The organism is Arthrobacter sp. MSA 4-2, assembly GCF_016405885.1.
Classification (GTDB): domain Bacteria; phylum Actinomycetota; class Actinomycetes; order Actinomycetales; family Micrococcaceae; genus Arthrobacter_D.
On the sequence record NZ_JAEKGC010000007.1, the window covers coordinates 63165 to 76137 of the forward strand.

Here is a 12973-nt window from a genome sequence, read left to right on the forward strand (position 1 = left end):
GAGGCTTCATGGATTCCGTCTCAACCCTTCTCGACTCGATCGACGGCGTCGGCCGCGACGCCCGCCGCGGCGGGTACTCCCGGCCCGTGTACTCCGGCGCGGAAAGCGAACTGCGCGAGTGGTTCACGGCCGAGGCCGGCCGGCGCGGGCTGGCCGTCGAAACCGACCGCAACGGCATCCTGTGGGCCTGGTGGGACGTCCCGGGGATCGGGCGGAAGGGATCACTGGTCACCGGCAGCCACCTCGACTCCGTGCCGGGCGGCGGAGCCTTCGACGGGCCCCTCGGGGTCGCCTCGGCCCTGGCCGCGGTCGATATCCTGCGCGGGCGCGGCGTGCAGCCGAACCGCTCCGTCGCGGTCGCGGTCTTCCCCGAGGAGGAGGGCTCCCGCTTCGGTGTGGCGTGCCTCGGTTCGCGCCTGCTCACCGGCACGATTGACGCCGACCGGGCCCGCAACCTCACCGACGCCGACGGCACGACCTTCGCCGAGGCCTCCCGCGCAGCGGGCCTCGACCCCGCCCGGCTCGGGCGCGACGAGGAAGCGCTGGGAAACATCGGCGACTTTGTCGAACTCCACGTCGAGCAGGGGCGGGGACTGATCGACCTGGACTCCGCCGTCGCCGTCGGCTCCTTCGTCCTCGGCCACGGGCGGTGGAGGCTGTCGGTGCGGGGCCAGGGCAACCATGCCGGGACCACCCTGATGGCCGACCGCGCGGACCCGATGGTCGCCGCGGCGCAGATCGTGCTTGCGGTGCGCGAGGCCGCCCGCCGCCAGGACGGCGCCCGCGCCACCGTGGGCCGCCTGACCCCGGTACCCGGCGGCACCAATGTGATCGCCTCCCGCGTCGACCTCTGGCTCGACGTGCGCCATCCCGACGACGCCGTCACCGCCGCCCTCGTCGAAACCATCCACGGCAAGGCGCAGAAGGCCGCCGCCTTCGAGGGCTGTTCAGTCACCCTTACCGAGGAATCCTTCAGCGGCACCGTGGCCTTCGACCCCGCCCTGCAGCGGGGGCTCTCCAACTCCCTCGGCGGGGCGCCGTCCCTGCCCACCGGTGCCGGCCACGACGCCGCGGTGCTCGCCGGCGTCGTGCCCTCGGCCATGCTGTACGTGCGGAACCCCACCGGGGTCAGCCACTCCCCGGAGGAGTATGTCGAACGGGATGACGCCGACGCCGGCGCCGCCGCGCTCGCCGACGTGCTCGAGGACCTGCTGTGAGCGGCGGCGGGACGGACGGGTCCGGCGCCGGAACGCCGGCTCCGGTGCCTCTCTGGTGCGCCGCGGCCTGGCTCGGGGACCGCGGCGTCGTCGAGGGCGTCCGGGTGGTGCCCGCAGGCGACGGGACGGTGGTCTCCCTCGAGGAGGGGGTTGCCGCGCAGGCCGGGGACACGGTGCTTCCCGGCGTGGTCTTCCCAGCGGCCGCCAACGCCCACTCCCACGCCTTCCACCGGGTGCTGCGCGGCCGCACCCATGGCGGAGCCCCGGGCAGCTTCTGGACCTGGCGCGAATCGATGTACGCCGCGGCGCGGCAGCTGACCCCGGAGCTGTACGAGGAGCTGGCCACCGCCGTCTTCGCCGAAATGGTGGTTACCGGCTGGAGCAGCGTCGCCGAATTCCACTACGTGCACCACCGGCCCGACGGATCGCCCTACGGAGCGGGGACGGCGGGTTCGACGACGGCGGGCCCGGCCCCGGCGGGTTCCGGCACGGCCGGAAGTGCCGATGGCCCGGACGGGCCCCACGCCATGGAACTGGCCCTGGCCCGGGCGGCCGTCCGCGCCGGGATCCGGCTGACCCTTCTCGATACCTGCTACCTCGCCGGCGGCTTCGGACTTCCCGCCGGCCCGGACCAGGTGCGGTTCACCGACGCCTCAGCGAAGGAATGGCTGCGCCGTTTCGCCTCGCTGCGGGAAGCGGTGGCCGAACGCTTTCCGGCGTCGGCCGTCACTGTGGGCGCGGCCCTGCACTCGGTGCGGGCCGTCCCGCCGGAGGCGCTCGCGGAGATCGCCGGGGCCCTTCCGCCGGAGGTCCCGGTCCACATCCACCTCTCCGAACAGCCCGCCGAGAACGAGGCCTGCCTTGCGGCTACGGGGCTCACCCCCACCGGCCTGCTCTCCTCCTCCGGACTGCTGACTCCCCGGCTCTCGGCGGTGCACGCCACCCACCTCACGGCCGCCGACATCGACCTGCTCGGCGGCGCAGGAAGCACGGTGGTGATGTGCCCCACGACCGAGGCCGACCTGGCCGACGGCATCGGCCCCGCCGGCCGGCTGCAGCGCGCCGGCGTCCGGATCGCCCTGGGCACCGACCAGCACGCCGTCATCGACCCGTGGATCGAAATGCGGGCACTCGAGCACGGCGAACGCCTCGCCACGGGAGGCCGCCCACAGTTCACCCCCGCCCAGCTGCTCGCCGCCGGCACCGGGGGCGGGCTCCGGGCGCAGGGCCGCCCGCCGGTCGGCCTCGAGCCGGGCGCCGTGTGCGACCTCGTGGCCATCGACCCCCGCTCGGTGCGCACCGTCGGCAGCGACCCGGAGCAGCTCGTGTATTCGGCCACGGCGCAGGACGTCACCGACGTCGTCATCGGCGGTGTCCCCACCGCCCACCGCGGGCGGCACCTGGGCCTGGGCGATCCCGCGGACCTGCTGGGGGCCGTCCTCGGGAGGATGGACCGGGCAGGCGGCACCCACCGCAGCGACAGCCGCACGACCCTAGGAGCAGCAGCACCGTGACCTCGACGCTCATCACCAACATCGGCGAACTCTCAACCTCGGATCCGGACCAGCGGGTCCTCACCGACGCCGCCGTCGTCCTCGAGGGGGAGCGGATCAGCTGGATCGGCCCGGCGGCGGGCGCCCCGGCAGCGGACACGGTGCATGACGCCGAAGGCCGGGCGGGCCTGCCCGGCTGGGTCGACAGCCACACCCACCTCGTCTTCGCCGGCGACCGCACCGCCGAATTCGAAGCCCGGATGGCCGGGGCCGAGTACCGGGCCGGTGGCATCGCGGTCACCACCGAGGCCACACGGGCTGCGGGGGACTATGAGCTGACCCGGCTGCTGCTGGGCCGGGCCGCCGAGGCGGCCGCCGGCGGCACCACCTACCTCGAAACGAAGACCGGCTACGGGCTCGACGTCGAACACGAGGCCCGCAGCGCGCGGATCGCCGCGGGCGTCGTCGACGAGGTGACCTACCTCGGCGCGCACCTCGTGCCGGCCGGCATCGACGCCGATGCATATACCGAGCTGGTCTGCGGGCCCATGCTCGACGCCGTCCGCCCCTATGTCCAGTGGGCCGACGTCTTCTGCGAGCGGGGTGCCTTCACCCCCGACCAGAGCCGGGCCGTGCTCACCGCCTGCCGGGATGCCGGGCTGGGGCTGCGGGTCCACGGCAACCAGCTCGGCCCGGGGGAGGGGGCCGCCCTCGCCGTCGAGTTCGGCGCCGCGAGCGTCGACCACGTCAATCACCTCAGCGACGCCGACATCGACGCGCTCGCCGGGTCCTGGTCCGGCTGGGATCCCTCCGGCTGGGGTCCCGCGCGCGCCGAGGAGGCCGAGCCCGCCGGGCCGGCGGACGCACCGGGGCGGGGCACCGTGGCCACCTGCCTGCCGGCGTGCGACCTTTCCACCCGCCAGCCCTTCCCGCCGGCCCGCCGGCTGCTCGACGCCGGGGTCCAGCTCGCCCTGGCCAGCAACTGCAACCCCGGCACCTCCTACACCACGTCGATGGCGTTCTGCGTCACCACGGCCGTGCTGCAGATGGGTTTGAGCGTCCAGGAGGCGGTCCGGGCCGCCACCTACGGCGGCGCCCTGTCCCTCGGGCGCGAGGCCGGGACCGACGCCGACGGCCGGCGCGCGGTGGGCTCCCTCGCCGTCGGGCACCGGGCCGACCTTCAGCTGCTCAACGCCCCCTCCGCCACCCACCTCGCCTACCGGCCCGGCATCCCGCTGACCGGCGCCGTCTGGCGTGCCGGGGTGAGGCTCAGCTAAGGCGGCTGGGAATCGGAGGCGGGCGCTGGAAAGATAACCTCCATGCGCTCTCTCTCACCCACCGTCCACCCGCCTGCACTGCGGGAGCGGCGGCGGATCACCGCGGAAATCCTGATCGTGATGGGACTCTCCCTCGGACAGTCGGGGGTGTACGCGGTGGTGCGGCTGCTGGACAAGGCGACCTCCGGTCCGCTCGCCGGCCAGACCACCACCCTGAACCCGGTGCTCAACGACCGGCAGTACTTCGACCTGGCGTACCAGCTGCTCGGGATCTTCTTCGCCCTCGTGCCGGTCGCCCTGGCCCTGTTCCTGCTGAGCGCCGGCGGTGCCTCGGCGTTCCGGCGGATCGGCTTCACCTTCGAACGCCCCGCCCTGGATTTCGGCCTCGGGCTGGGGCTGGCCGTGGCCATGGGGGTGGGAACCCTTGGCGTCTACGCCGCCGGACGCGCGCTTGGCATTACCACCGCCATTGTCCCGGCGGCCCTCGATGACTACTGGTGGACGGTGCCCGTGCTCGTGCTGTCGGCCCTGCGCCACGCGGTGCTCGAGGAGGTCCTCGTGGTCGGGTACCTGTTTGAGCGGCTGCGCCGGCTGGGCTGGTCCGTCCCGGCCGTCCTCATCACCAGTGCGCTGCTGCGCGGCAGCTACCACCTCTACCAGGGCATCGGGCCGTTCGTGGGCAATGTGATCCTGGGACTGGTCTTCGGCTATGCCTACCTGCGCACGGGCCGGGTAATGCCGCTGGTCATCGCCCACGCGGCGCTCGACATCACCGGCTTCGTCGGCTTCGCCCTGCTCGGTCCGGCGATCGGCATCGGGGATTAGCGGGCCGGATTGAGCGGGACCGGGCGGGAAGCGCGTCTTAAAGAGAACGGTTGCAGGGCAAGGGCCCTGCAACCACTCCCGACCCCGCAGACTGCTCGCTGCTTGACAACTTCGGCGTCACCTTCCACTAAACCAGTCCCGGCAGCCCCCTGGGCGGATACTTCGGTGCCCAGGTTGTCTTGACACGCCTGCTTAACGTCAGGACGGGAAGCGCCGCAACGCTCCCGCCGCCGGTCCGGTTCCGCCGACGGACCGCTGGAGAGCCGGCTGCTGCGCGGACGTGCCGGTCAGCGGATGTCGGCATCCCTGCCCAGCCTGCCCCGCAGGCCGGGCAGCAGCTGGTGCACCGCTGCCCGCGCCGGCCCGTAGGCGCGGATCCTGCGCATCGAGGTCGCCACGACGAGGCCGCGGTCGATCCGGACAGCCGAGCGGCCCAAAGCCCGCGCAACCCGCAGCGTGTACTCGACGTCCTCGTCGCGCTCGGCGATCGAGGTGCGCGGAAAGCCGCCCGCCCGCTCGTAGGCGGCGGCGCGGGTGGCGAGGTTGTGTCCGGCGACGAGCCTCAGGTAGCTGCGGTCGAGGTGGCCGGCGGCCAGCGCCGTGCGCAGGATAAGGAAGGCGGCGGGGATCACCAGGGCGTCCCCGGCGCGGCGGTAGGCGTCGTCGAGGGGCACGCTCCTGCCGCCCAGCAGTGCGGTGCCCGGGCGGGCCGCGAAGCCGGCGAGGATCCGCCCGGTCCAGTCCGGCCGCGGAACGCTGTCTCCGTCGGTCCGGCACACCAGGTCGAAGCCGTCGGTGATGGCGCGGCGGAAGCCGGTATCGCTGGCCGCCCCGGTGCCCTTCACGGGCTCCTCGAGGACCGTCAGCGGAAAGCCATCGCGGCCGGCAAGGAAGGAGGCGATCCGCGCGCGGGTATCGTCGGTCGATCCGTTGTCGACGACGTAGACGGAGACGCCGTCCCGGTGCTGCTGGCGGTAGAGCCCCTCAAGAGTCCTGCCGATGGACGGCTCGTTGAAGACCGGGACCACCACCGCGAGCCCTGCGACCACAGCGTCCCCCCGGATGGCGTTTCGCGGCTAGATTTCGCGGCTAGATTTCGCTGCTAGATTTCGATCTTGCCGTTGCCGGTGTCGAAGGTGACCGACATGAGTCCCGGCGTTCCGTTTGGGGCGATCCACTTCACGGAGACGTCCCCCAGGGGCGCCTCGACGGGAGTGCCAAGCCATTCGGTGACCCGTGCGCACGATCCGGCGATGGTCAGGGAATCGAGGCGCACCGTCGAGGGGCGGGCATTGGAGGGGTGGAGCGCCTCGGTCCCGTCGTCCCACCGCAGCAGGTACGGAACCTGGGGGTCGGCGATCAGGCCCTTGATGCCGATCTGCTGCCAGGTGAGCTCCTGACCGTCGGGGAACTTCCGGTTGCCCGGCACCGACTGGCGCCCGAGCCGTTCTTCGAAGGGCGTGAGGTCGTCGACCGCCACCACCCAGCCCATCCAGCCGCCGCCGGCCTCGGAGCGGGCACGCACGGCCTGGCCGAATGGCGCCTTGTTGGACGCGGGATGGTCGAGGACCTCGACCACCTCGACATACTGGCCGTTGGCCAGCGGCACAATCATGTTCCGGGTCCCAAAACGGGGGTGCACACCACCCTTGACCGCTTCAACGCCCAAAGCTGAGGAAATCCGGTCCGCTGTGGCGGCCAGTCCGTCGGGTTCGCAGGCATAAGATACATGGTCCAAGCGCATGGCTACATAGTGGCACTTTGTGATCCGCGTCTCGACTTAGGGGAACCTTACTTAATGCGGAGTCACAAATTGCCCCCGGACGGGGGTTTCGGCTTTCATGGGGAAAAGGTCATGAGTGCCAGCACACAGCCCCGGCTTGCTGGCCGGCAACCCTCCACCGCGGCGGGGTGCCCCGGGTGAAGACCTGGCGGAGCGCCACACGGCGCTGCGCAAGCGCGGGTCCCCGCCGGCGGTTTCCGGCGGCGGACGGGCCCCTTCATCGACAGGGAACGCCATGTCCAGCAACTGGTCCTTCGAAACCCGTCAGATCCACGCGGGGCAGACGCCCGACGCCGCCACGGGGGCACGGGCGCTGCCCATCTACCAGAGCACGTCCTTCGTCTTCCCGAGCACCCAAAGCGCGGCCGACCGGTTCGCGTTGACCGAGCTCGCCCCGATCTACACGCGCATCGGCAACCCCACCCAGGAGGTCGTTGAGGCCCGCATCGCCTCGCTCGACGGAGGGGTGGGCGCCCTGCTGCTCGCCTCGGGGCAGGCGGCCGAAACCTACGCCATCCTTAATCTTGCCGAGGCGGGCGACCATATCGTCGCAAGCCCGAGCCTCTACGGTGGCACCTACAACCTCTTCCGGCACACCCTGAAGAAGTTCGGGATCGAAACCACCTTCGTGGAGAACCCCGACGACCTTGGGCAGTGGCGCGCCGCCGTCCGGCCCAACACCAAGGCGTTCTTCGGGGAGGTCGTCTCGAACCCGCGCCAGGATGTGCTCGACCTTGAGGGGATCAGCGCGATCGCCCACGAACACGGCATCCCCCTGATCGCCGATGCGACGGTGTCCACGCCGTACCTCATCCGCCCCATTGAATGGGGCGCCGACATCGTCGTGCACTCCGCCACCAAGTACCTTGGCGGCCACGGCACCGCCATCGGCGGCGTCATCGTCGACTCGGGCCGCTTCGACTACGGCCGCGACCCGGAGAAGTTCCCCGGCTTCAACACCCCCGATGAGAGCTATTCCGGGCTGGTGTACGCCCGGGACCTCGGGGTCGGCAGCGCCCTGGGGGCGAATCTCGCCTTCATCCTCAAGGCGCGCGTCCAGCTGCTGCGCGACCTCGGGTCCGCGATTTCACCGTTCAACGCCTTCCTCATCGCCCAGGGGCTCGAAACGCTCAGCCTGCGCATGGAACGCCACATCGCCAACGCCCGCGCCGTCGCGGAATGGCTCGAACTCCACGACGACGTCGAATCGGTCGCCTACGCCGGCCTGCCCTCAAGCCCCTGGTACGAGCGCGGGCTGAAGTACGGGCCGAACGGCACCGGCGCCATCGTGTCCTTCGACATCGCCGGCGGGATCGAAGCCGGCAGGCGCTTCGTCGACGGCCTCGAACTCCACTCCCACGTGGCCAATGTCGGCGATGTCCGCTCCTTGGTCATCCACCCCGCCTCCACGACCCACAGCCAGCTCGGCGCCGAAGCGCAGCTCGCCGCGGGAGTGCGCCCGGGCCTGGTGCGCCTGGCCGTCGGGCTCGAGAACCTCCAGGACATCCTGGCCGACCTCGACGCCGGGTTCCGTGCGGCCAAGGGAAGCTAGCGGGCCGTGACCGCCTACCTTCCTGCCTACCCCGGGCGCGCCCCGGCCCCGGGCGTTCCCGGGCGCGACGGCGTCGTCCGGACCGCACGCCTCGGCCCCGCCACCCTCGAGACCGGAGGATTCCTGCCCGGGGTCGAGCTCGCCTACGAGACCTGGGGTGTGCTCAACGCCGACGCCTCCAACGCCGTCCTGATCGAACACGCCCTGACCGGCAGCTCCCACGTGGCCCGGGGCGGGTCGGACGAGGACGGGTGGTGGGACGCGCTCGTCGGTCCCGGCCGCACCGTGGACACCGACCGGTACTTCGTGGTGGCCGCCAATATGCTCGGCGGCTGCTACGGATCCACCGGCCCCTCAACGCCGGCTCCCGACGGCCGGCCCTGGGGCTCGCGCTTTCCCTTCATCACCATCCGTGATTCCGTCCGGGCCGAAGCGCTGCTGGCCGATCAGCTCGGGATCCGCCGCTGGCACTCGGTGCTGGGCGGCTCAATGGGCGGGGCCCGGGCGCTGGAGTGGGCGCTGATGTACCCCGAGCGGGTGGCCCGGTGCGCCGTCATCGCCTGCTCCGCCGGGAGCACGGCCGAGCAGATCGCCTTCGCACAGGCCCAGCTGCAGGCCATCCGCCTCGATCCGCACTACGCCGGCGGGGACTACTACGGTTCTCCACCGCCGGCGGCCGGCCTGGGGCTCGCCCGGCGGATCGCCCATATCACCTACCGGTCCGAGACCGAGTTCGCCCTCCGGTTCGGGCGAAGCCCCCAGGGCACCGAGGCCCCCTTCGGAGGGCTGCGTCCGGCGGACCGCGGACGGTATTCCGTGGAAAGCTACCTCGACCACCAGGCCGCGAAGCTCGTGCAGCGCTTCGACGCCAACAGCTACCTCGTGCTGACCGAGGCTCTGATGAGCCACGACGCGGCACGCGGCCGGGGCACCCTGCGGCAGGCGCTCGGCGCGGTGAGCGCCGAAGTTCTCATCGCCGCCGTGGATTCGGACCGGCTCTACTTCCCGGAGCAGGCGCACGCCCTCGCGGACGCCCTCCCGGGCGAGGTGCCCGTCCACACCATTTCCTCACCGATCGGCCACGACGCCTTCCTGACCGAGATCGGGCAGCTCGACGCACACCTGCGCGCCCGTTTCTACCCCCGGTAGCGTCGGCAAAAACGCTGGGCGCGCCGGACCGGCCGCCCCTACAGTGGTGCCGAGCACGCCCCGGCGCCGGCCGTGGCGCCCGCGAGGAAGGACGGTTCATGGACCTGAACAGCATCGGTTGGAACGAGGAAGCCCGAGGGAAGATCCTGCTTGACGCGGACCGCGCGCTGCAGGAGGCGGTGAGGGAGGCGGTGGAGACCCTCGGCGGCCGCAGCAGGGAGGAAGTGTATGAATTCCTCTTCGCCAAGCTCCAGCCGCAGTTCGTCGACTTCCAGCCAGGCCCGGACCTCAGCGCCTGTGCCGACGCCGTGGCCCGCGGAGAGGTCTCCCTCGACGCCTAGGGACCCCGCGGTGCGTCGCCGGCCCCGCTGACGGGCCGGTCGCGGCCACCCTGAAGAGCAGGAGTTCAGCGGCGTTCCCACGCTCCGGGCAGCGTCAGCAGCTCCTGGACCGGGACGGGAAGTTCGCCCTGGGCGACGTCGGCGACGCTGGTCGTCTCAAGGACCAGGCGCATGCTGGCCCGGGTGGCCACCCACACGTCGCGCAGCATCCTCGTGGATTCCGGGTAGGTCACCTGCTCGGGGCTCTCTCCCCGCACCCCGGCCAGCGGACCGTCCACGGACCGGAGAACGTCGGCGAGCGTGATCTCCGACGCCGGCCGGGTCAGGGAATACCCGCCGCCGGACCCGCGACGTGAGGTGAGCAGGCCCGACCGGCTCAGTTCCCCGAGGATTGATTCGAGAAACTTGGCCGGGATGTGCTGCTGGCTGGCCAGGGCATCCCGGGTGAGCACCTCCTGCTCGCTGCAGGCAAGCTCGATGACCGCCCGGAGGGCGTAGTCGGCGCGCGCTGTCACCTGCATGGACGCCGACCCCCACCGGAAGCGGCAGGCATCAGGAGACCGGGCCCATGCCGCGCCGCGCCCGCACGCCGTTGGATACCCGGGAGAGCACACCGTCGATGAGCATGCCGAGAACCAGGATGATGATCATGACGGACATCAGGCCGGCGGTGTCGGCGAACTCCCGGTGGAACTGCAGCTGGACGCCCAGTGAGGGCTTGGACGCGATGATGACGAGCAGTTCCCCGGCCATGAGCGAGCGCCAGGCGAAGGCCCAGCCCTGCTTCAGCCCCGAGAGGTAGGCCGGAAGGGCGGCGGGTACCACGACATACCGGTAGAGGCTCAGCCCCCGGGCGCCGAGCACGCTCGCGGTGCGGATGAGGGCCTTTGGCACGTCGTCGATGCCGGAGATGATGCCGTTGGCGATGGACGGGGCCGCCCCGAGGATCACCACGAAGAGGATTGCGCTCTCCGAGAGGCCGAAGAGCAGGATCGCGAAGGGGAACCACGCGATGGACGGCATGGTCTGCAGCCCGGTGATCATTGAGCCGATCGCTGCCCGGAGGGTCCGGGAGAACGAGACGACCAGGCCGATGAGGGTGCCGATGCCGAGGGCCAGGCCGAAGCCGGCCGCCGCGCGGAACATAGTCGTGCCGAGGGCCTGCCAGAACTTGCCGCTGGCCACCATTTCGCCGGTGCGCTGCAGGACGGTCGCCGGGTCCGGCAGGACATAGCTGGGGCGCCAGCCGCTGAGGTAGACCACTTCCCACAGGAGCAGGGTGATGATCACCGCGAGCAGGGGCGGCCAGCTCCGGCGGATAACGCGGGAGCCGAGGGATGCGGCGCGTTGGCCCTGCGGCCCGGCGGAGCGGATCCGGCGCGCGGGTGCCGCTGCCTTGCCGACCAGGCGGCCGGCGTCGATGTCGCTCATGGCTCGTTCCTCTCCGAAAGGCGCCGGTGTAGTTCGGCGGCGCGGTCGGCGACGCCGGGGTCTTCCATCCGCCGGGGCCGCTGCAGCCCGATCCGGAGTTCGGAGTCGATCCGTCCGGGGTCCGGCGCCATCACCAGGACCCGGTTCCCCAGTCGGGCCGATTCCCGGACGTTGTGGGTGACGAAGACGATCGTCAGCTCCCGTTCGAGCCAGATGCGTTCGGTCTCGTCGTGCATGGCGTCGCGGGTGATCGCATCCAGGGCGGCGAAGGGTTCGTCCATGAGGAGGATCGAGCAGTCCTGGGCGAGCGTCCGGGCGAGGGCGACCCGCTGGCGCATGCCGCCGGACAGCTCGTGGGGGCGCATCGAGGCCGCCCGGGGCAGCCGCACCGTTTCGAGCAGTTCCTCGACGCGCGGCCCGAACTCCCGGGCCGGCACGCCGGACAGGCGCAGCGCCAGCTCGATGTTTCCCCGGACGGTGAGCCACGGGAAGAGGTTGGCGTCCTGGAACATCATGCCCACCCGGCGGCCGCCCACATCGATGCTGCCCCGGCTGGGGGAGTCGAGGCCTGCGATGAGGTTCAGCAGGGTCGACTTGCCACACCCGGACTGCCCCAGGAGGCAGACGAAGTCCCCGGCGTCGATGTCCAGGTCGACACCGTCGAGGGCGACGCATTCACCGGCGGCGCCCCGGAAGTCCTTGCCGACCCCGCGCAGCGAGATGGCGGCGCGTTCCGTGGTGGCCTCCGGAGCGGGCATCCGGCCCCGTGCCCCGGCGGTGCCGAGGCGCATCACGGCTCCTTCACCCCGGTGAGTCCTCGGTCCTTGAGCACGGTGTTGAGGGGGTCGAGCGTGTAGAGGCCCTCGAGCTCGACCTTTTCGAGGAGGCCCACCGACACCGCGTGGTCCGCTCCGGTGACGAGCGTTTCGGGGAGCGGGTCGTAGGTGAACTCGACGTTTTCCCAGGCGACGTCGAGGTACTCGTCCTTCACCCGCTGGCCGGTGATCTCCTCGATCTTGTCGTTGAAGACCTTCTGGGCGCCCTCGGGGTCCTCCTCCATGAACGCCAGGGCGTCGAGGTGGCCTTCGAGCACCGCCTGCACCGTCTCGGGGTGCTCCTCGAGGAACTCGGTGCGGACGATCAGGTTGGCCACGACGAACCGGCCGCCCGGCCACAGCTCCCCTTCGTCGACGAGCAGCTGCCCATCTCCCTCCTCGATGAGGCGGGTCAGCCACGGTTCAGGCACCCAGGCGCCGTCGATGTCACCGGCCACGAAGGACTGGAGGGCGGCCGAGTTCTCCTGCGGTTGAATGCTGACGTCCCCGCCGCCCTCGGTGTCTGCGGTGAGGCCCTCGCCCTCGAGCCAGGTCCGCAGCGCCACGTCCTGCGTGTTGCCCAGCTGGGGGGTGGCGAGGGTGGCGCCCTTGAGGTCCTCGGCGCTGTCGATCCCCGGCCGCACCACCAGCCCCGCGCCGCCGGAGGCGACACCGGCAAGGACCTTCAGGGCCTTGCCCTGGCTCTGGCTGAAGCCGTTGATGGTGGGATTGGGGCCGATGACGGTCATATCGATGGCACCGGAGAACAGGGCCTCAATCGCCTCCGGCCCGGCGCTGAACGTCTGGGTTTGGAGGTCCACCCCGTCCAGATGCTCGTCGTACAGGCCCTCGGCCTCGGCCACCAGGGCCGGAGCGTGGGTGAGGTTGGGAAAGTACCCGAGCCGGATCTCCTCCGGCAGGTCCTGTCCGCCCGGGTCCGCAGCGTCCGCATCCGAACATCCGGAAAGGACGGTGATGGTGGCGATGGCAAGGATGCCAATGTGTGCTGATTTAGTTCTCATTCCGACTCTCCCCAGCCGCTCGAATCCTAGTAATCCGACAGGCTATGCCGCTTACCAGGGCCGAGGAA

General features: G+C 71.3%; 13 protein-coding genes and 1 riboswitch. Of the genes, 7 read left to right on the top strand and 6 right to left on the bottom strand.

Features of this window, described 5'->3' with window-relative positions; all coding sequences use genetic code 11:
* The first annotated feature begins 8 nt into the window (after positions 1–8).
* Genes I6N91_RS09290 through I6N91_RS09305 form a run of 4 tightly spaced genes read left to right on the top strand, consistent with a single transcriptional unit; the run spans position 9 to position 4812 of the window.
* Positions 9–1217, top strand: coding sequence for an allantoate amidohydrolase (locus I6N91_RS09290; protein WP_198812298.1), 1209 nt, complete (start codon positions 9–11; stop codon positions 1215–1217).
* Entirely contained in the window at positions 1214–2731 is a 1518-nt protein-coding gene (locus I6N91_RS09295) for an amidohydrolase family protein (protein ID WP_307843302.1), read from the top strand. Before I6N91_RS09290 ends, I6N91_RS09295 begins: the two co-directional genes overlap by 4 nt.
* Positions 2728–3987 carry an amidohydrolase family protein gene (locus I6N91_RS09300; RefSeq protein WP_198812299.1) on the top strand — a complete coding sequence of 420 codons (1260 nt, stop codon included), beginning with the start codon at positions 2728–2730 and terminating at the stop codon, positions 3985–3987. The genes I6N91_RS09295 and I6N91_RS09300 overlap by 4 nt, the downstream gene beginning before the upstream one ends.
* A gap of 42 nt (positions 3988–4029) precedes the next feature.
* Positions 4030–4812: a CPBP family intramembrane glutamic endopeptidase gene (locus I6N91_RS09305; protein WP_120166767.1), complete on the top strand. Its 783-nt coding sequence runs from the start codon at positions 4030–4032 to the stop codon at positions 4810–4812.
* Between the two features lie 287 nt (positions 4813–5099).
* Here the strand turns inward: I6N91_RS09305 and I6N91_RS09310 are convergent, their stop codons facing one another.
* Both I6N91_RS09310 and I6N91_RS09315 read right to left on the bottom strand, forming a co-directional pair.
* On the bottom strand, positions 5100–5861 hold the full coding sequence (locus tag I6N91_RS09310) for a glycosyltransferase family 2 protein (protein WP_198812300.1): 762 nt from the start codon (positions 5859–5861) through the stop codon (positions 5100–5102).
* Positions 5862–5914: 53 nt separating this feature from the next.
* Entirely contained in the window at positions 5915–6556 is a 642-nt protein-coding gene (locus I6N91_RS09315) for a VOC family protein (protein WP_198812301.1), read from the bottom strand.
* A 107-nt stretch (positions 6557–6663) separates the two neighbouring features.
* A riboswitch (SAM riboswitch) is annotated at positions 6664–6778 on the top strand.
* Between the two features lie 52 nt (positions 6779–6830).
* Between I6N91_RS09315 and I6N91_RS09320 the strand changes: the two genes are divergently transcribed.
* The 3 genes from I6N91_RS09320 (at position 6831) to I6N91_RS09330 (ending at position 9637) form a co-directional block, all read left to right on the top strand.
* Positions 6831–8147, top strand: coding sequence for a bifunctional o-acetylhomoserine/o-acetylserine sulfhydrylase (locus I6N91_RS09320; protein WP_198812302.1), 1317 nt, complete (start codon positions 6831–6833; stop codon positions 8145–8147).
* A 6-nt stretch (positions 8148–8153) separates the two neighbouring features.
* A complete protein-coding gene (locus I6N91_RS09325) occupies positions 8154–9296 on the top strand; it encodes a homoserine O-acetyltransferase (RefSeq protein ID WP_198812303.1) in 1143 nt (380 codons plus the stop codon).
* A 98-nt stretch (positions 9297–9394) separates the two neighbouring features.
* A complete protein-coding gene (locus I6N91_RS09330) occupies positions 9395–9637 on the top strand; it encodes a hypothetical protein (RefSeq protein WP_120166759.1) in 243 nt (80 codons plus the stop codon).
* A gap of 65 nt (positions 9638–9702) precedes the next feature.
* Here I6N91_RS09330 and I6N91_RS09335 read toward each other — a convergent pair whose 3' ends face one another.
* The 4 genes from I6N91_RS09335 to I6N91_RS09350 are packed head-to-tail and all read right to left on the bottom strand — an operon-like array spanning position 9703 to position 12905.
* Complete coding sequence (locus I6N91_RS09335; protein ID WP_198812304.1) at positions 9703–10158, bottom strand: Rrf2 family transcriptional regulator; 456 nt, start codon at positions 10156–10158, stop codon at positions 9703–9705.
* A gap of 31 nt (positions 10159–10189) precedes the next feature.
* Positions 10190–11068: an ABC transporter permease gene (locus I6N91_RS09340; RefSeq protein ID WP_198812305.1), complete on the bottom strand. Its 879-nt coding sequence runs from the start codon at positions 11066–11068 to the stop codon at positions 10190–10192.
* The gene (locus tag I6N91_RS09345; protein WP_198812430.1) at positions 11065–11826 is read right to left on the bottom strand and encodes an ABC transporter ATP-binding protein; all 762 of its coding nucleotides are present in this window, start codon (positions 11824–11826) and stop codon (positions 11065–11067) included. The genes I6N91_RS09340 and I6N91_RS09345 overlap by 4 nt, the downstream gene beginning before the upstream one ends.
* A 32-nt stretch (positions 11827–11858) precedes the next feature.
* On the bottom strand, positions 11859–12905 hold the full coding sequence (locus I6N91_RS09350) for an ABC transporter substrate-binding protein (RefSeq protein ID WP_198812306.1): 1047 nt from the start codon (positions 12903–12905) through the stop codon (positions 11859–11861).
* Positions 12906–12973: the final 68 nt, after the last annotated feature.

Coding starts and splice junctions, on each gene's coding strand:
- I6N91_RS09340 (WP_198812305.1), bottom strand. CDS start 11,068: ATGAGCGACATCGACGCCGGCCGCCTGGTCGGCAAGGCAGCGGCACCC.
- I6N91_RS09350 (WP_198812306.1), bottom strand. CDS start 12,905: ATGAGAACTAAATCAGCACACATTGGCATCCTTGCCATCGCCACCATC.
- I6N91_RS09315 (WP_198812301.1), bottom strand. CDS start 6,556: ATGCGCTTGGACCATGTATCTTATGCCTGCGAACCCGACGGACTGGCC.
- I6N91_RS09345 (WP_198812430.1), bottom strand. CDS start 11,826: ATGCCCGCTCCGGAGGCCACCACGGAACGCGCCGCCATCTCGCTGCGC.
- I6N91_RS09330 (WP_120166759.1), top strand. CDS start 9,395: ATGGACCTGAACAGCATCGGTTGGAACGAGGAAGCCCGAGGGAAGATC.
- I6N91_RS09335 (WP_198812304.1), bottom strand. CDS start 10,158: ATGCAGGTGACAGCGCGCGCCGACTACGCCCTCCGGGCGGTCATCGAG.
- I6N91_RS09320 (WP_198812302.1), top strand. CDS start 6,831: ATGTCCAGCAACTGGTCCTTCGAAACCCGTCAGATCCACGCGGGGCAG.
- I6N91_RS09305 (WP_120166767.1), top strand. CDS start 4,030: ATGCGCTCTCTCTCACCCACCGTCCACCCGCCTGCACTGCGGGAGCGG.
- I6N91_RS09290 (WP_198812298.1), top strand. CDS start 9: ATGGATTCCGTCTCAACCCTTCTCGACTCGATCGACGGCGTCGGCCGC.